We start from the raw sequence: 19,495 nt of genomic DNA, 5'->3' as shown, positions 1-19,495 counted from the left end.
CAGATTCCTACTTACTCACTCTCAATGTATTCAATCCCTTTCTTGATCCACATATCCTCTCCAGCTTCCACATCTTCCACTGTTTGCCCCACCGGAATATCAATACTCACTCCAACTCTCTGATTCAATTTCCAATCCGGATAGAATACACCAGCCATTGTATAGTTAAACTTTATCCCGCGAGGCAGATACAAATAACCGATGTGGCCGTTTGCTCCGGCAGTTTGTGTACCTATAACTGCACTGTGCGGTGCTCTCCGAAAAGCAATCGATGTTAGCTCTCCTTGACTTTGAGTCATTTCATTTACCAGAATTGCAATTTTACCCTTGAAATAATCGGGATTCCCTTGAGTAGTACCAACATCTCCATATATATCTAGAAAGAAATTACCCGGATACTTTTTCGAATTCATTGTAAACCACACATAGGGAGTTAACTTAGGATAAAGGTACTTCTCAAGCATTCCCTTTATCTCCCAAGTTGGATACTTACGCATATCCAATATAAGCCCTTTGGCATTAAGGCGAGTCTTCATCATCTGTTCCACCTCCTTCATGCTTGTTTCTCCAGCATTGATATAAAGAATATCTTTTGCATTCAATCCATAATCTACCGGTCTCTTTCTGCCTTCAGGTTCTACTCGGATAAAGGCTTGCATTGGGATCACACATTCATGAGACTGACCTTGATACCCTACTTTGATTTTTAGCTCACTCTCTGTTGTAGCCAATAATCGGAAGGAAGTATTCCTCAACAATCCTCTTTCATTGGAAGAAGGAATGGTAGAACGGTAGCTCTCCACAATTTCCGAAATAGGTTTATCGTTCACAGCCAGTATGACCATTCCCCTGTCAAGTCCCTGCACCATAGTAGATTGCACTACGAGATTTCCATCCTTTGTCTGAGTCAGCTCTACCGGAAGCCCATATAAACGAAGCTCATTATTAGGAAACTCGAGATTTCCATGCGAATCATTAATTTCGGCAGACAACTTCCGTATGGAATAATCCAGGTCTTTTTCTGAAGGGGCATTTATAAATTCAGGGAGATACTGTGCCAGAAGTGTATCCCATTTATGATCCGTTAAATTCGTGTAAGGATAACCATATTGGATCGCATTCCAAAGCCTGTAAACTGTAAGAATGCGATAGCCCTGATCCTCCCAACCGATTCCGGGATAGGGTTTATCTCTAGCAAACTCGACCTCCTCTTTTCCGGTCAATATGGGAAGATAATAGTTGAGTACGCAATTACGTTTTGCATTCTTGATTTTCACCAGTTTCTTAGACAGTGCCTTATCAAAAAGAGCCGGGTCTTCCAACCAAGCCAATTGGGCAAAACGATGATACAAACTGGAATCTTTCACAGCGTAGTCCTCAGTTTCCTTGATTTCACCGTACTTATCCAACCATTTGCTCAAAAGTGAATTTCTTTCTTTTTGGTTTTTTGCAGCAGCTATCTCAGGCATCACTCTAAAAAGTTCAAAATCCCAGTTATACTTACCAATTACTACTTGCGGATGAAAATACTTGAGAAATCCCCAGACTTTACCCAATACTTCCAGATTTTCCAAAGTCTGCTGATTAACTTCACCAATTAATATTCCAGAATTTCCTACAAATTCCAGATCCTTATCCACTTTTTTATCCGAATTTTTGATGATATCTAAGGATTGACCGTCTACTAATACCTGGCAATCATTTACCCAAAATTTTACCTCTCCTTCACAAAGTATCTGAAGGAAAAATTTATCAGAACGTTCGAATGGCATTTCCACACAGAAATCTGTCCATTCCTGATCTCCGTTACATACCACATCAACGGTCTGTTTCTCTACTTTCCGATAATGAGTATCCAGTTTGATGGAAAAACGGGCTTTTGCCTGATTCGCCTGCTGGTATTTATATTTGCCTTTAAAAACAATTGTTTTTCCTATAATATCCCGATTTATCATGTAGAAAAGTACATCCGCCATATTTTCGTTGGTAGACGAAAGAAATAATGACGATTCATTATTAAAACGGACATCAGTATCCACCCGAACATTCTTATTCTCACTATACCAAGCCATGTTGGGCATTCCCTGCATAGGATTGAAAGAGATGATACGTGTCTTCTCAAAAGTCAGGAGCCCCTTTTTACCCTGATCAGACTGTGCGCATAGATTAAAAGCAATCAGCGCAAATAGCAATAGGCTAAATAATCTGGTTTTCATATGTATAATAGTTTTGTAATCAATTTAAAGACCTACACATGACAAAGATGAGAAAAAAGAAATAAAATCAAAGACAATATCTGTTCATAATATAGCATATTCATTCTATTGCAACTCAAAATGAGGAAATCCAGATGATTTATCAACTATATAGATTTTTTCACTCTCCTAAAGTAATAACAATTCTGAATGACAGAATGATAAGCTAATCAATATTCTGATACAACGTTCAAATACCCCCTATAAGATCTATAAAAAACAGCCTTTTTATCGATCTATTTTGAGTTCTCCAATGAGATTGGCAGCCTTTCCATATTTCTCTATAATGAAAAGTACATAACGAATATCCACACCAATACAACGTTGCAATTCAGGTTCGAATACAATATCACTGCTCATTGCTTCCCAATTGCCATCAAAAGCCAAACCGAGCAATTCTCCTTTGGCATTAAACATAGCACTACCGGAATTTCCTCCTGTTATATCATTATTGGAGATAAAGCAAACACTCATATCACCTTTCTCATTGGCATAACGGCCGAAATCCCCGGAAGAAAACAAAGACAGTAACTCTGGCTGAATAGCAAAATCTATATCTCCAGCATGCTCTCTTACCTTCTCGAAAATACCTTTCACTGTAGTATAATAGTCGTAAGTAGCACCATCAAAAGGAGAATAACCGGCAACAGATCCAAAGCTAAGTCTCATCGTAGAATTTGCATCCGGATAGAAGTTACGGTCAGCATACATGCGACGCATAGCAGCATTGAATAAACGTTCACCTTCTTCTATCTGTTCGGAAGCATCGGAAATACTCTGATTCATCTCATAATATTTCACGATTAAGTCGATACTCAAAGCAATAGCCGGATCTTCAATCAGATTATAAGTAGTATCCTTCTCTAAGAAACGCTTCAAACCTTTGGGAGTAGTTACCTGCGAGGTAGCATACAGAGAATCTACATAAGTCTGTATATTTCCATGATACAGCGTATCTATCTGCGCATACATAGCTGGCAAGTACTTTTTATCGACCTTAGTTTGATATTCTTTTAACATTGCGGCAAAGACCTCTTTATCGATAGATAAATCGAGATTATCATATTTCTCCAATAATTTCTTCATCCGACTAAGTACCTGCTTCTCTTCACCTTCAAAGTCGAAGTTCAAAATTTCCAATGCAATCTGAACCAGTTCAGGACCATTGATAAATGACTCCCCGAAAAAAGCCAGAGCACGATTCGTTTCACGACGCTGACTATAGCCTAACTCCAGATTCGAAAACAGGCGAAGTAACTTCTCCCTTTCTGCGGGATGTGCCTGAATCCAATCCCGAAGTGCCACTTCCGCTTCCCGTTTCTTCTCTAATACTTTTAAATGCCGAATTGCTTTATTAGTACCAATGCTATTCTTCCAATAATTGGAGCTTTCATCGTACTTTGAAGCATATTTAATCCGAATATCCGGACGACGGTCCATTTCCCGTTTCCAAATAGCCTGTTTTACTCCACGCACATCAATCATTGCCTGATTCATTCCATTCATCATCTCTTCGATACCATAGGAAGAAAGGTAACGTTCCGTACTTCCCGGATAACCAAGTGTCATACAGAAAGAGCCTTCTTTGTATCCATCCAAAGAAATCGGAGCCACATATTCCGGACGATAGGGAACGTTTTCCGGAGAATAATCTGCCGGACCATTCTCTTTATTGGCATAGATACGAAAAACGCTGAAATCGCCTGTATGACGTGGCCACATCCAATTGTCCGTATCCCAACCAAACTTTCCTACAGAAGATGGCGGTGCAAAAACTAAACGAACATCATTAAAATCACGATAGACAGAAAGCCAGAACTCGTTTCCTGCATAATATGCATCGACAACCCCCGTCAGAGTAGAATCATTCTTTGAGACTTCATCACTAATGACAACCATCATTGAATCGACAGCCACCTTGCGTTCACTCTCCGTATTTGCATCTTTAGTTGCAGCAAGTACCCGCTTGGTGACATCCTCCGTACGAAGCAGAAAACGCACATATAACTCCGGATTGGGTAATTCCTCCTGAAGATTATGTGCCACGAATCCATCTTTCAGGTAATCGTGTTCAACAGAAGAATGCTGCTGAATGCTACTGAATCCGCAATGGTGATTAGTAAACACAAGCCCGTCTTCAGAGACTACTACTCCCGAGCAAAAGCCTCCAAAGCTGACTACTGCATCCGCCAAACAAGGTTTCTTGGGGTCATATAATTTACTTACAGGCATTTTCAGACCAAGTTCTTTCATTACCCGTTTTGCCTGCTTGTTTTTCTGAAGGTTTCCAAGCAACCACATTCCTTCGTCAGCAGATACGCTCTGCAAACAAATAGAAAGAATTACAATTACAAATAGTTTAAGTCTCATAAGTACCAATGCTTTATTATCTTATTACTATCTGTCATGGAGAGTCCGGAGAGGTATCCCTTCTTTGCATTATACAGAGAGAAGAGATTCTTCACTTCGTTCAGAATGACGGATGCTATCATACTATAAATTAATTAGATGATATGCTTTTATATTATTTTATTCACTCACACAATCTCGATACATCAGCCTTTGACCAAACTAGTTATAGCCTTTCGAGTTCATGCCCTTTACTCCGTAATTAACCTTAATTTCTTGGCTTTTACCCTAGCCTTTAGCCAAGCACTGATTTTCTCTTTCTCAGTCTCCGAAGGATGTTTCGAGAATTGCAAGACAGCCAATGTCACTGTATCTGTTTTCATTGAATCAATCCGCGTTTCAAGTGAATGAGAGATAGAAAGCGACGTGATAGAAGGATACAGAACTTTCAATTCCGGAACCAATGTACGGCTCATCGAATCATACTCTTTATATTGTTCAAGACTCGTCTCCAATTTAGCAATCTTCTTCTGTTGTTCTTGAAGGCGCTCTTCACTATTCTTATAAAAGTCTTCCATAACCATGGCACGAATAGAAGAAACATCTACCGCCTCATTATTCATACCTTGCAAGACTATCAGTTTCGAATTCTTCAATTGATATGCCTCCAATTTATTACGGGCAATAGCAATTGAAGCATCCGGTATTTCAGGACCAATTAAAACAACACGAATCTCTTTATGTTCATAATTGATTTTCTTATCAAGCACTTGTGTGTTTTCAAAATTCAACTGCTCATTAATGAAGCGATTAGCTGCTGCCTCATACAAAGTACTTTTGATTATACCAAACGTCAAATACACAGCCGGGCACATCGTCAGAATAACAATCAGAACAATATACTTACGAACTGTTTTCTCACGAGTCTTATCAACAAATTCTTTCCGTTGAAAGTGCATGAGTCGTACGCCAATATATGTAGCAAGACTAATAAAAACAGAGTTAATAAAATAAAGATAAAAGGCTCCTAAAAAGTAAATCAGATTACCTGTTGCCAGTCCATATCCGGCTGTACAAAGTGGCGGCATCAATGCAGTAGCAATAGCAACTCCCGGAATCACATTCCCTTTTTCCTTGGTAGAAAGAGCAACAACTCCCGCTAATCCACCGAAAAGAGCGATAAATACGTCATATATCGTAGGTGAAGTACGTGCAAGCAACTCCGACTGTGAACCGGCGATTGGTGCCAGAATAAAGAAAACAGTAGCAGTGGTTACACTAAACGCAGTCGTAATCAGGAAACTTTTCAAAGAACGCTTCATCAACTCGAAATCATTCAAGCCGACAGATAATCCGACTCCCATGATAGGTCCCATGAGTGGTGATATCAACATGGCACCAATAATCACAGCAGTAGAATTGACGTTCAATCCCAAAGACGCCATAAATATGGCAAAAATAAGAATCCATAAGTTAGCTCCTTTAAACTCTACTCCTTTACGAATAGAATCCACTGTTTCCAACTCATTATCCTTGTCCTTCTTTAAGTCTAAATAATTCTTTAAGAACGACTTAATTGCAAATTTATTACGTTCATCCGTTTTCATAGTTATTTCTTCTTTATAAATCGATTAATAACAGGTATTTGATTTAATGGCAAATCCGTCTTGATAATATATGCTACAAACAACAAAAGAAGCAATGTACGGAAAGCCAGAAGTAACACAATATTGGAAATAGGTACCCATTCACCGGCAGCATACAACACTAAAGCCAGACCTACATACAAAGCAATTCCACGCAAATCATAAGCGATCGGATATTTCTTTTGTCCTACAAAATAAGAGAGAAGCATAGCTACTGCATAACCAGCAAAGCCACCCCACGCACAAGCCATAAAACCGTATTTCGGTATAAATACAATATTGATTAGCACTAATACCGCACATCCTGTAAATGAGAAATAAGCTCCCCACTTGGTTTCGTCAATCAGCTTGTACCAGAAAGAAAGATTAAAGAAAACACCCATAAAGATTTCGGCAGCCATCACAATCGGTACGACTTTCAAACCACCCCAATAATCAGGCTTTAAGATGTATTTTAATAAATCCAAATAGAACATCACAGCTAGAAATGCCAACAGCGTAAAAATAATAAAATATTTCATGGCTTTTGCATAGATCACTTTATTGTCTTTATCTCTGCTTTCACCGAACACAAACGGTTCATAAGCATAACGGAAAGCTTGGGTAAGCATTGCCATAATCATAGCAATCTTGCTACATGCACTATAGATAGATAATTGTGTTTTCGCCCCAACCGGATCCGGATAGATATGCCGGAACATAATCTTGTCAGCCACCTGATTCAAAATACCTGCCACTCCCAGAATAAGAATCGGATAAGAATAATTCAGCATTCTTTTTGCTAGGATTTTATCGAATCCTCCTCTAAATTTCAAATCGGGAATAAGCAATATCATTACTATAGATGTACATATCAAATTGAAGAGAAAAGCATAAAATACATTACTACCTCCTATTATCAAGTAATAAATCAGATTTAATGCGATGTTGAGCACAATAAAGAACATCTTCAAAGCAACGAATTTAATCGGACGTTTCTTATAACGAAGATAAGCGAAAGGAATACATTGAAAGGCATCCATTGCAACTACCAACAACATCGTACCAACATACCAAGGGTGATCGGCATACCCCAATGCAACTGCTATGGGATGAAGAAACAGCATACAACATATAGCAAAAAGCAGCGATGTACTTCCCACCATAATGAGCACTGTAGAATATACTTTTTCCGGTTCTTCCGTCCCTTTATTCACAAAACGGAAGAATGTAGTCTCCATACCATACGTGAGAATAACCATTAACAAGGCTGTCCAAGCATATACCTCTGTTATTATCCCATATCCACCTGAAGCAGTAGACATTGCTGCTGCATAGATAGGTACTAACAAATAATTTAAAAAGCGGCCTATGATACTACTAATTCCATACAACGCAGTATCCTTTACCAATGACTTAAGTCCAGCCATGTTTACTAATGATTAGTGTCGATAAATGTTCGTTATTTCTTTTGTTTGAACAGCCAGTCCATAAATCCGGGATAGTTGAATGCTGAGTCCCAGCTATTATGGCCACAACCGGGAAACTCAATATATTCCACATCTGCCCCGGCAGCTTTCAATGCTTTATATGCATCACGAGAACCTTCTACCGTCACCACATCATCAGCATCCCCATGGAAAATACGGAACTTGATATCCTTTGCTGCCGATAAACGGTCCGGATTCACCGTACCACAAATAGGAATAGCGGCAGTAAAAATCTCCGGATAGCGGGAAATCATATCGAATGTTCCCATTGCCCCCATCGAAAGACCTACGATATAAATTCTCTTTTTATCAATTTCCGGCATGTTTAGATAAGAATCTAATAATTCTTTAACCGCACGAAATATCGGATTCATCTCTTGTCCAACAGGCATATTGGAAGGAGTAAAAGATTTAGGACGTTCCACATATCCCCAATACTTACCCTGCGGGCATTGTGGAATTAGTACGAAAGCCGGATGTTTTTCCCTATTCACCGGATTTAAAAACATCTGTCCTCCATGAGTCAATTGTCTTTCATTATCATTTCCTCTTTCACCTGCACCATGAAGGAACAGCACCAACGGAAATTTTTTGCCCGGTTTCACCGCTTCGGGACGAAGTAACCGATAAAGTAAAGAATCTCCCTGAGTGGAGACAAATACTTCTTTTTCATATAGTTCTTTTCCATATCTCTGTTGAGCCGATAAAGAGATACTCAAAAAGAAAAAAGCGATGAAAGCAGTCCATTGTTTCATAATATACAATTTAAAATATTCTCAAAAAGTCAATATCAATCATTAAACAGCGTCTTCTGGCTATTATAAAGACTTCTTCCCAAATGTTTATAAGCCAGTTCTGTTACTTCACGCCCACGGGGAGTCCGTTTCATAAAACCTTCTTTGATAAGGAATGGTTCATATACTTCTTCGATAGTACCCGCATCTTCTCCTAAAGCCGTAGCAATAGTAGTCAATCCAACAGGTCCTCCATTGAATTTATCGATGATTGTACAAAGTATCTTGTTATCGATCTCGTCCAATCCGTATTTATCAATATTCAATGCTTCGAGTGCATATTGAGCAATCTCCGTATCGATAGAACCGGAACCTTTCACTTGTGCAAAGTCACGTACCCGACGAAGTAAAGCATTAGCAATACGAGGCGTTCCACGACTTCGGGAAGCAATTTCGGATGCAGCAGGTACCGAACAAGGTACATCCAGTATAGAAGCAGAACGACGTATAATATTACTCAAAATATCATCGTCATAATATTCCAAATGCAGGTTAATACCAAAACGGGCACGAAGTGGTGCTGTCAGCAATCCACTACGCGTAGTTGCTCCAACCAACGTGAAAGGGCTTAAATCAATCTGAATGCTACGTGCCGAAGGTCCCTTATCAATCATAATATCAATACGGTAATCTTCCATAGCAGAGTATAAATACTCCTCTACCACCGGTGAAAGACGATGGATTTCATCAATAAATAGCACATCATTCGGTTCAAGGCTGGTCAGCACTCCCGCCAAATCACCCGGTTTATCAAGTACCGGACCGGAAGTTACTTTAAAACCGACTCTCAGCTCGTTGGCAATAATGTTTGAAAGTGTTGTTTTTCCCAATCCGGGAGGTCCATGCAAAAGAACATGGTCCAGTGCCTCTCCACGCAGACGTGCTGCCTTCACAAAAATGCGAAGGTTTTCCACCACCTTATCCTGACCGCTAAAATCCTCGAAATTCAACGGGCGAAGCGCATTCTCAAAGTCACGTTCCTTCGAAGTAAGCTGATGATTGCGTATATCAAAATCTTCTTGTTCCATTTCTAAGTCTCAATATGGATGACAAAGATAGAAATTTGCGTTTACATATCGCACAAGAGAGAGGAAAAAAGAGGTTACCTGACAAAACAGATTGGAATATCCACCAATTCGTTTTGTCAGGTAACCTTTGCTAAGTAAGTTCCGCAGATATACGAGAGAATATTTTCTTATTATACCGACAGATCCTATCCCGAGAAGAAAATTACTTTGTCCGAGAAACCGGAGTTATTCTCACCTCTTGAGGAGCATAATTGGGCGGGTAATAAGGCTCAAATACACCACCTTCCTTAGAATTTGCGGCAATACCCGGGTTGATGATGCGCAAGTCAATAGTGGATGGCATCTGACCTTCAAAAACATTCAGCACACCATCACGTTTGCCATTTGCATCATAGCAGAGTCCCCAAGGATTACGCATACCGAACAGCGCGGAAGGATCTGCAGAGAACATCAGCGTCCATGCGTGTGCGGTGACAGTCTTTCCACTTCCGTCAGGAGCCACCAAATCTCCCTTGTTGAATCCACCTATCACAAGCTTTCCTTCCATCAAAGAAGTCATCACAGCACGTTGCAACTGCCATGCAGTAAGTCTTCCAGGAGCAAAACCGAAACTGTAACCATCTCCCGTAAACAACGGTGGCACGTGTTCGCTTCCTATTCCTCCTGTGTTTTTATTTACATTAAAGATATAGTTCCACTTCATGATCGCTTTTTCAAGTACGGTTGCCCATGTGGCTTTGTTGTCCTTTCCAGTACAGCAGAACATCTCTTCGCTTTGACCTGCCAAGAATTTTGAGGACACACAAACTTTAATAGGTTTACCTTGCGGGTCGAACATGGATACGGTATATGTTTTGTCACCATTGTCTTGAATCAGACTTTTTATGAAGTCGGGATAGATATAAGCCATCGAAGCAAGTGCAGCTACGAGCGAGCAGTTACCAATACCATGTTGGTTCGCATCGGCCGGGAGAGGTTTTCCATAGGGATAAAGAGTTACGGGGAATTCTTTCCAATGTCCGTCCCATGCATAAAGCTCGTCCGATTCGTTTTCCGGATTGAGTAACCATTTGCGATCTTCAGCAGTAGCCACATGTCGGTTGGCATAGTGTCCACCCATTGGGGTCAGATCGCTTCCTGAATATCCATCCGCCAGTCCCATCAGGTCGTCAATGTCGGGCACGTCCTTTAAGGTCCATTCGGCTATCTGCGTACAGTCTCCTCCATTGTTTGCTTCTATGTCGAGTTTGTAATATTGGTAAGCCTCTTTGTTATTGAATACGTAGATTTTATCCTTGAGCCTGTCACCGAAATTCTGATCCATTCGTTGGTCAATCATGCTCCAGGTGGTTTTGTCATTCGAAGCGTACAGTTTCCATGCGGAAGGCGTATTCTTGGGGTCATCCTCCGAAGATGTCAGCGAATAGTATTTGACAACCGTACTTCTATCACCTTCCCACAAAAGATAGAAATGGGTGTGTGAAGTTGTATAGTGAGTTCTGTTATCTCCATCTGCTATATTACGCACCCACTGGCCTTCCGGATAGTCTGAATATTGTGCAGTAAGCGTACCGACAGTAGGCATATTGGTGAAGAATTTATCAATTTCCACCGAGTGCGGTTCGTCTGGATGCAAAGAGACATTTTTGTATTTTAAAGTCCATTCGGCAATTTGTGTGGCACTACCACCATTGTTTCCCGCTACCTCTAGTTTATAATAGCGGTATTTTGCTTCATTCTCAAACAAGATTTCTTTCACCTCTTTTCTGTCACCGAATGTCTGTCCGGTTTGTTCGTCAAGTGTGGTCCATTTGGCATTATCGTTAGAGCCTTTGAGCGTCCACGCCTTCGGATCGTTGGTAGACGGACCGCTGCTCGCACACACCGTGTAGCAGTTGAGGAGCAAATCCTTGTCAGCTTTATACATCACGTAGAAATTAGCATGATCTGTCTGGTAACAGGTATTCACATTGTTGTCTACAAGTTTGGCGATGTCCGATCCTGTGGGCGAGTCGCCATACTGAGCATAAACAGTACCCGAAGCTGGCATATTACGACTCGTGTTCCCTATGCGTACACTTGCCCCGTTTACTTCAGGCTCCGCTTCCTTTTTGCCATCATCGTCATCAGAACAAGCTCCTAATGACATAACAAACGAGAAGCATATCGCTCCTATCCCCATTACTCTCAACGATCGCTGCAGAAAGGTTTTCCGAAAGCCTTCCCTCTTCATAGTAATTTTCATTTTCTTTTTCCCATTAATAGTTAACAATCGGTTTTATCCGTATTTAATGCATATATTTTACAAATATAAAGAAAATATCAAGAATCTCCAAAGAATACAAATTGTTTTAAACACCGAAACTCAAAAAAGTGAGAATACTAATCTTATAATATTTTCCTGCCCTTTACATTTTTGCCACCAATAACTTGATAAAGAACATACTTGAGTCTAGAGGGCTGTTTCATTATAAATTCTACTCCTTTTTCAACAAATGAAAAATTCCCAATTGCTTTTTACCATTCCTACTTCAATAATATTTAATTGAGCTAATCTACTAGCAATGACGATACCAAGCAAAACTTCATCCTCTTCTATTAAACCTTTTTTACAGACAATTCCTCCACGTTTCCAATACTAAAATTATAACAATATGAATACTCACTCTGGTCAATAATATCCTAACAATTTCTATAACTTTATCTAACTGTATAACATCATATTATGAATTAAAATCGATCCATTATACATCACTTATTTACACTATACTACATCCCATTATATCAGTTTATAGAATTGGATTATTTATAGATTGATATAATTTGATTCATTAACAGAATCCACTACATGCCACCTCCCTATCGCCGCATCATAATGTCTAGCACCATAATCATACCAACCGAGTCCATTCTTCATATCCAACTCCTTACCATTATACTTGTAAGGCTGAACACTATTGGTTGATGTAAAAGTACCACCAAAAGGATAATAAGCATTCGTCTCCTTCACATTGCCATCCTTATCTGCTACCACACGAGTATTACCCTGATGATCCTTCAGATAAAAATGAACTTTCCTATCCGGGAAACTGGCATAACCCGCATCATTGAGCAACATCTTCAACACCCCGTTCTCATAGATCGCATTTCCACAATAATCCGTCATTAAGGTAGTAACACCAGTCTTATGTACCGTACGAAGCTTCGTGCCGTCAGCAGCATATTCATATTCAATATATTACCACCCGTAAAGATTACCTGATTAGGCAAATTTAAAAAATTATACCCAATACTACTAATATTCTTGTTTAAATCTTTAGTCAGATTTCCATTCTTATCATAGGTATACTCCACCGTCTGATTGGAATTGTCTTTGAATTCTGTTCCATTACCATAAACCGAACTTGTGGCAATGTCCTTTACCGCCTGCAACTGATTGCCATTATACGTCAAAGTCAGATTATCAATCATCCCGTAGCTGTTTGCATCCGTCTGCCCGTAACGCTTCAAACCCCAAATATTTCCCATCTTGTCATAAGCGGTAATCTGCTCATTGAATCGATTCGTATTAGAGGCAAGCGTAGCATCTTCCCCGTAGAGAGCATCCTTCAACCTAGAAAGCCTGTCATATTTGTAGAGGTAAGCATACTTTTGGATGCCGCCGCGGTCTCGGTCTATGAAGCGGATGTAGTGGTCGAAGCCAGCAAGTCCGAAGCCGCCGGAGGCAATACCAACCCTAGATTCTCGTAGTTGTCATAAACGTAATAGGTATCTAGCATCATCTCCCCGTCCATTGCACGTAAAAGGAGAACTTTGCCTGTAGCACGTTCCTTGAATTCCAGGGTGATGTGCCCGTCCTCGTCAGTAGTCTGCGTACAGTCGAGAGTACCTGTCGCATAGTCCTGACGGTAGGTAAGGCTGTTTGCAGAAAGGGAATAGATACGTGCTCAATTTAGGGTAGAAGGTCAGGTAATACGCCAGTCCTTGTCGGTTCTGGTTAGTAAGGAAAGAAGTTGGCACAGGATTCTCGCTGTATTGAACAGGTAGGAGTTGGTAAACATTCCAATATATAAAATACCCTGATATAAATTAAACCTATATCAGGGTAAGTTAATTAGGATAAAACGAAATTTAGATTAAATCAAAGCACTACCAAACATCGAGCCAATACAGTACATAATTTTTAAATATTACTATTCCTCTGCTATATCCATGTTGCCACGCATTTGGTAAACCAACTCCTGATTTAGAAAGATAATCATTCTTAAGAAAGCAACCTTTTTCTGCATTAAATATAAAAATGGTCGCATTTTTATAAAAATTAGGTACGAAATCACCCCAAGTTCTGATATTGGAAATAGGAAGCATATTCGAATTCTGACAATATCGAATCGAATCAGTATTAATTATGATACTATCCTCTTCATAATTATAAGGAATAACCATTAAACAAGAATCAGTAAAATGATAAATGGCTTTAGCCTCGAGTAAAGCATCTTTTTTTAATGTCTCAATTTCTTTATCATTTAGAATCGACATAATATGAATATAACTCAAGTCCTGTATTTTCGGATACTTAAAAGCTGTTATAAGCACTTTTTCATGAGCTATTTCTTTCGGAAAATGAGACACTAAATCTTCTGGATATAGACTAATGATTTCTTTATAACCTTGAACTGTTTTTTCATCAGGATACTCCTGTGAAAAACAATTGTATTGAATAAAAAACAATTCTATTAGTACTAAACTTATTATTTTCATAAACTATTATTTATATATTAACAACTTTCCTTTTCCTTCTGTAGCATTATAATAATGATTCCAATTATTATAAACATTAATTGTTCGATAATCTTGCTTACCCGTCATTATTGTTTCCATTCCATTAAAAACAGACCCAATAGTAGTATAAACATTATCACTTGTTTTTGATACTCTATATGATATATAATTTCTTTCTATATATTCTGTTTTTTTCCCTCCTGTTAAAAGTACATCTATCATATCTAAGGCATCATACTTTCTCTGTATTAGTGGATCAGTCTTAACTCCTATCATTTTATTTTTATCAATCGGAAATATTCCATATTTCTCATTAATAATGTCAATTTCACCAGTAACAATCACTATGTTATTTTTTCCCGTTGAATAAGATTGTTCTCTAGACTTGTATTGGATTAATACTATATCCATGCTTTTGAGCTAAAGAAGCAGATTCTTCAAAATTATATAATTTCAATAAAATATCTTTCATACTTCCAAACATATTATTATCACCAATATGAGTATAAGTTTGTTCATTATATGTCATCTGTTGTCCAACTGAATCTCGGTGAAAATATAAATTTCCTGTCGATTCATTCATGTACCAGTCTCGTCCATCTATATCTATGTTTTTTATCGGATTATTATTACAATATGCGTATGAATTTACATTGTTGTATTTCTCTGTAGAGGATCCATCACATGCCACCTCCCTATCGCCGCATCATAATGTCTGGCCCCATAATCATACCAGCTCAATCCATTCCTCGTATCCAACTCCTTACCATTATACTTAAAAGGCTGAACACTATTGGTTGATGTAAAGTACCACCAAAAGGATAATACGCATTCGTCTCCTCAACATTGCCATCTTATCTGCTACAACTCTTACATTACCTGATGATCCTTCAAATAGAAATGAACCTTCCTATCCGGGAAACTGACATAACCCGCATCATTGAGCAACATCTTCAACACCCCGTTCTCATAGATCGCATTACCACAATAATCCGTCGTTAAGGTAGTAGCCCCCGTCTTATGTACCGTACGAAGCTTCGTTCCGTCAGCAGCATACTCATACTGCACGCTGTTACCATCCGCAAAGATTACCTGATCAGGCAAATTTAAAAAATTATACCCGATACTACTAATATTCTTGTTTAAATCTTTAGTCAGGTTACCATTTTATCATAAGTATACTCCACCGTCTGATTGGAATTGTCTTTGAATTCTGTTCCATTACCATAAACCGAACTTGTGGCAACGTCCTTTACCGCCTGCAACTGGTTACCGTTATACGTCAAAGTCAGATTATCAATCAGCCCGTAGCTACTTGCAGCCGTCTGCCCGTAACGTTTCAGGCCTAAGATATTTCCCATCTTGTCATAAGCGGTAATCTGCTCATTGAATCGGTTCGTATTAGCGGCAAGCGTAGCGCCTTCCCCGTAGAGGGCATCCTTCAATCTGGAAAGCTCGTCATACGTGAAACGATACCTCTTTGGCTCGTTTCCGTTCCTGCCTTCCACAACATACTGCTGATGTTGCCATTATAGCAAGGGGTATTCCCCGTTATTGCCTCCTGATAATTCAGCGTTTGACTGAACAGCGTCCCTGTAATACTCTTCGTCCAAGAACGAATGTTATAAGCATACTCCGTTTTCAGCCTAGCATTCCCGTTTCGCCGTCCCACTTCAAACGTCCCACTTCATCGTAGGTGTTATCCACCAGAGTCACTGCCGCGGCATTATCCAACTGATAGGTGTCTTTAACAGACGTTCCGCCGGGTCATAGTGTGGACATAGACTTCTGTGTTATCCGACCGACAGTACTTTCTGACTTGCGTAGGATTTCCGGAAGTCGTAGGCAGTAATATCTTATCTACTCCAGAGAATTGTTTCCGCTGCTGGATCATGTCATCGTAATACATCCCGGTACAGGTATGTACTGTTCCATTGATACTTGCCGTAGTGTGCCTGTGAGCAAGCCTTTGACTCCCAGTCCTGAGTTGGTCATAGCAACCTTTTCGTAAGCAGGAACCCGAAGGAATTCCATTCGATCCTATAAAGTTATACCGGTCATAATAATTTACGCTCAATATAACAGGGGTGGTCAAGGCGACTTTTGAGGGAAGCGTATATCCTTTCAGCTCATTAGTCTGATTCGTGCCTGTTAACCGGGTAGCTTTCACCACTACGTTCTTTAACGGATCATTTGCATGATTCAGCGTATTCTTGCAGGTTCCCGTCAAGACGATCCTTCCAAAAACATCGGGTATGCTGAAGGACCATTCCCCTTTGGAACGTTGCATTCCGTCCTGTACGAAGATAGGACGGTCGGCTGAATCATACCTGTATAGACGGGATCGCAACCGGGAAGTTTCTTGTAGATGCAACGGTTCCGGCCGTCATATTTGTAGAGGTAAGCATATTTTTGGATGGCTGCCGCAGTCTCGGTCCATGAAGCGGGGGTAGTGGTCGAGGTCAGCAAGTCCGAAGCTGCCGGAGGCAATACCATCCGTAGATTCCCGTAGTTGTCATAAACGTAATAGGTATCGAGCAGCACCTCCCCGTCCATTACGCGTGAAAGGAGTACCCGGTCCGTAGCCCGGTCCTTGAATTCCAGGGTGATGTGCCCGTCCTCGTCAGTAGTCTGCGTACAGTCGAGAGTACCTGTCGCATAGTCCTGACGGTAGGTGAGATTGTCCCCAGAAAGGGAATAAACCCGCACGCTCATTTGGGGTAGAAGGTAATGTTATTGCGTAGTCCTTGTTGTTCTGGTTGGTAAGGAAAGGAGTTGCACAGAATGTTCGCTGTATTGAACAGGTAGAGTTGGTAAACATTTATAAAATAAACATTCCAATATATAAAATACCCTGATATAAATTATCTTTAATCAGACAACCTATATCAGGGTAGTAATCAGTTATTCAAAATCAGGATGCCAAAAATTGTATTTTCCGTTTTTATACGATCTACAATATACCCAAGGACTTACAACAAGCCCAATTTCTGCTTTTCTGTTTTCTCCCTCTAACTTTCCAACATCAGTAAAAGTCTTGTCATTAATATGCCATACGCGCCATTATATGATACTTTAATTGGCTCTTCCCTAATTGTTGAGTCATCACTTGAATATCTAAATAAAATATGACTTATATCCCTACATCAGCGATACTTCCCACTTTCTCCCACAAAGAGAGTTTAGGACCAAAATTGGTTATACAATGAGCATAAAACTCAACCTCGCCATTCACTATTTCTGATAAAGTAGGATGTTCATCCAAAGTATACACCTTTTTAAAAGCTCTGATAACATCACTATTAAATGAGTTAAATCAAATGCTATCAGTTGGAAATATTTATACCGGATTCTGATACTTTCACAGAAAAGACATCTCCAATTTTTGTTCTGATTTTTTTGCTCCCATATTATTTTATACCATATTTCCCCATTTTTAGGGGCGATTGAATTGATTTTATTTAACAATTGTCCTCCGTTTTTCCCATTCCATACTGATTAATTAGAGTTTGCTCCCATACCCGGGCTTGAGCTCTTGTTAGATTTTCAGCACCTTAACATCTTGTAATCTAATGTACCTCTTGCCGTTCCCGAATGCAAATGTTCCAAAAACCTGACGGATGGATCACGACCTGTTATGCCTACATATCGAACCGTTCCCGAAGCGTCTACCCCCGTATAAACAGAATGGGTTCCAACAGCCGCTTCATTACCAATAGAAGAAGCTTCTGCAGCTTGGGCAATACTACTACTGCTTTTGGAGGCAAATTGTCCGACTAACTTTCCAATTCCCAAACTTAATAGTTTGCCTCCCAGCAAAACAGTTCCCTGTTCTACCAGAAACTCTCCTACGGGACGGGCTATTGCATCAACTCCTCTGCTGGTTAGTCCATTGAACAATGCTGATTTTGAGTCTTCAGACAGAGGACTTTGATTGCCTAAGAACTGCTTCTGTAATTTTCCGCTGCCAGAAATTAAGTCGAATGCATTTACTGCTTGATTCGCAATGATACCACCATTCTGATAGGCGTTTAGATACAGACCATCTCCCAACGATATAGAAACGGATGAACCGAGTCTTTCATATCCTTCAATTTCTTCGTCGCCTTCTATCCAACGATAATTTCCGTTATTGTCGCGATACCAATCTTCTCCGGTAGGATCTATTTTATCAATCGGCCCATTGTTACAATAAACATATGGAGACAAATAATTGTTTTTCACATTTGGGATCTATTGCATGCCACCTCCCTATCGCAGCATCATAATGTCTCGCCCCATAATCATACCAGCTCAATCCATTTTTTTGATCCAGTTCCTTACCATTATACTTAAAAGGCTGAACACTATTGGTTGATGTAAAAGTACCACCAAAAGGATAGTAATTGTTCGTTCCTCAACATTGCCATCCTTATCCGCTACCACACGAGTATTACCTTGATGATCCTTTAAATAGAAATGAACCTTCCTATCCGGGAAACTAACATAACCCGCATCATTGAGCAACATCTTCAACACCCCATTCTCATAGATCGCATTACCACAATAATCCGTCGTTAAGGTAGTAGCCCCCGTCTTATGTACCGTACGCAACTTTGTTCCGTCAGCAGCATATTCATATAAAACACTATTACCTCCCGCAAAGATTACCTGATTAGGCAAATTTAAAAAATTATACCCAATACTACTAATATTCTTGTTTAAATCTTTAGTCAGATTACCATTTTTATCATAAGCATACTCCACCGTTTGATTGGAATTGTCTTTGAATTCTGTTCCATTACCATAAACCGAACTTGTGGCAACGTCCTTTACCGCCTGCAACGGTTACCGTTATACGTCAAAGTCAGATTGTCAATCAGCCCGTAGCTGTTTGCATCCGTCTGCCCGTAACGTTTCAGGCCTAAGATATTTCCCATCTTGTCATAAGCGGTAATCTGCTCATTGAATCGGTCGTATTAGAGGCAAGCGTAGCGCCTTCCCGTAGAGGGCATCCTTCAATCTGGAAAGCTCGTCATACGTGAAACGATAACCTCTTTGGCTCGTTTCCGTTCCTGCCTTCCACAACATACTGCTGATGTTGCCATTATAGCAAGGGGTATTCCCCGTTATTGCCTCCTGATAATCAGCGTTTGACTGAACAGAGTCCCTGTAATACTCTTCGTCCAAGAA

General features: G+C 39.9%; 17 protein-coding genes and 2 pseudogenes. All 19 read right to left on the bottom strand.

Features of this window, described 5'->3' with window-relative positions; translation table 11 throughout:
* Positions 1-11: 11 nt before the first annotated feature.
* Positions 12-2,216 (bottom strand): S41 family peptidase, encoded by a 2,205-nt coding sequence (locus tag EJF25_RS22975; RefSeq protein WP_200832845.1) that lies wholly within the window; start codon positions 2,214-2,216, stop codon positions 12-14.
* A gap of 267 nt (positions 2,217-2,483) precedes the next feature.
* Positions 2,484-4,625, bottom strand: a complete 2,142-nt coding sequence (locus EJF25_RS22970; protein ID WP_125039632.1) for a S46 family peptidase — start codon at positions 4,623-4,625, stop codon at positions 2,484-2,486.
* Positions 4,622-4,747 carry a hypothetical protein gene (locus EJF25_RS26250; protein ID WP_262707183.1) on the bottom strand — a complete coding sequence of 42 codons (126 nt, stop codon included), beginning with the start codon at positions 4,745-4,747 and terminating at the stop codon, positions 4,622-4,624. Before EJF25_RS26250 ends, EJF25_RS22970 begins: the two co-directional genes overlap by 4 nt.
* Before the next feature lie 108 nt (positions 4,748-4,855).
* Complete coding sequence (locus EJF25_RS22965) at positions 4,856-6,211, bottom strand: TIGR00341 family protein (protein ID WP_125039633.1); 1,356 nt, start codon at positions 6,209-6,211, stop codon at positions 4,856-4,858.
* Positions 6,212-6,213: 2 nt separating this feature from the next.
* A complete protein-coding gene (locus EJF25_RS22960; protein ID WP_125039634.1) occupies positions 6,214-7,659 on the bottom strand; it encodes a lipopolysaccharide biosynthesis protein in 1,446 nt (481 codons plus the stop codon).
* A gap of 32 nt (positions 7,660-7,691) precedes the next feature.
* Positions 7,692-8,474 (bottom strand): carboxylesterase family protein, encoded by a 783-nt coding sequence (locus EJF25_RS22955; protein WP_125039635.1) that lies wholly within the window; start codon positions 8,472-8,474, stop codon positions 7,692-7,694.
* A 35-nt stretch (positions 8,475-8,509) separates the two neighbouring features.
* Positions 8,510-9,541 carry a Holliday junction branch migration DNA helicase RuvB gene (ruvB, locus tag EJF25_RS22950; protein ID WP_125039636.1) on the bottom strand — a complete coding sequence of 344 codons (1,032 nt, stop codon included), beginning with the start codon at positions 9,539-9,541 and terminating at the stop codon, positions 8,510-8,512.
* A 202-nt stretch (positions 9,542-9,743) separates the two neighbouring features.
* Positions 9,744-11,786, bottom strand: a complete 2,043-nt coding sequence (locus tag EJF25_RS22945; RefSeq protein WP_125039637.1) for a discoidin domain-containing protein — start codon at positions 11,784-11,786, stop codon at positions 9,744-9,746.
* A gap of 573 nt (positions 11,787-12,359) precedes the next feature.
* Positions 12,360-13,183: pseudogene (locus EJF25_RS22940) on the bottom strand (RHS repeat domain-containing protein); the annotation flags it as partial.
* A 507-nt stretch (positions 13,184-13,690) separates the two neighbouring features.
* Complete coding sequence (locus EJF25_RS22935; protein ID WP_125039638.1) at positions 13,691-14,302, bottom strand: hypothetical protein; 612 nt, start codon at positions 14,300-14,302, stop codon at positions 13,691-13,693.
* A gap of 6 nt (positions 14,303-14,308) precedes the next feature.
* Entirely contained in the window at positions 14,309-14,734 is a 426-nt protein-coding gene (locus EJF25_RS22930) for a hypothetical protein (RefSeq protein ID WP_125039639.1), read from the bottom strand.
* A complete protein-coding gene (locus tag EJF25_RS25990; protein ID WP_235016901.1) occupies positions 14,703-14,906 on the bottom strand; it encodes a hypothetical protein in 204 nt (67 codons plus the stop codon). Before EJF25_RS25990 ends, EJF25_RS22930 begins: the two co-directional genes overlap by 32 nt.
* 65 nt (positions 14,907-14,971) lie before the next feature.
* Positions 14,972-15,064: an RHS repeat-associated core domain-containing protein gene (locus EJF25_RS25985; protein WP_235016902.1), complete on the bottom strand. Its 93-nt coding sequence runs from the start codon at positions 15,062-15,064 to the stop codon at positions 14,972-14,974.
* Between the two features lie 129 nt (positions 15,065-15,193).
* Entirely contained in the window at positions 15,194-15,427 is a 234-nt protein-coding gene (locus EJF25_RS25980) for a hypothetical protein (protein ID WP_235016900.1), read from the bottom strand.
* A 50-nt stretch (positions 15,428-15,477) separates the two neighbouring features.
* Positions 15,478-15,831 (bottom strand): hypothetical protein, encoded by a 354-nt coding sequence (locus EJF25_RS25975; protein WP_235016899.1) that lies wholly within the window; start codon positions 15,829-15,831, stop codon positions 15,478-15,480.
* Between the two features lie 239 nt (positions 15,832-16,070).
* Positions 16,071-16,613 (bottom strand): hypothetical protein, encoded by a 543-nt coding sequence (locus EJF25_RS22920; RefSeq protein ID WP_125043013.1) that lies wholly within the window; start codon positions 16,611-16,613, stop codon positions 16,071-16,073.
* The gene (locus EJF25_RS22915) at positions 16,550-17,038 is read right to left on the bottom strand and encodes a hypothetical protein (RefSeq protein ID WP_125043011.1); all 489 of its coding nucleotides are present in this window, start codon (positions 17,036-17,038) and stop codon (positions 16,550-16,552) included. The genes EJF25_RS22920 and EJF25_RS22915 overlap by 64 nt, the downstream gene beginning before the upstream one ends.
* Before the next feature lie 418 nt (positions 17,039-17,456).
* Positions 17,457-17,588, bottom strand: coding sequence for a hypothetical protein (locus EJF25_RS26245; protein WP_262707234.1), 132 nt, complete (start codon positions 17,586-17,588; stop codon positions 17,457-17,459).
* Between the two features lie 884 nt (positions 17,589-18,472).
* Positions 18,473-19,495: pseudogene (locus EJF25_RS26790) on the bottom strand (RHS repeat domain-containing protein); the annotation flags it as partial.

The organism is Bacteroides faecalis (assembly GCF_003865075.1).
GTDB lineage: Bacteria > Bacteroidota > Bacteroidia > Bacteroidales > Bacteroidaceae > Bacteroides > Bacteroides faecalis.
The sequence above is the reverse complement of the archived record's forward strand: the minus strand, read 5'-3'. Positions and strand labels throughout refer to the sequence as shown.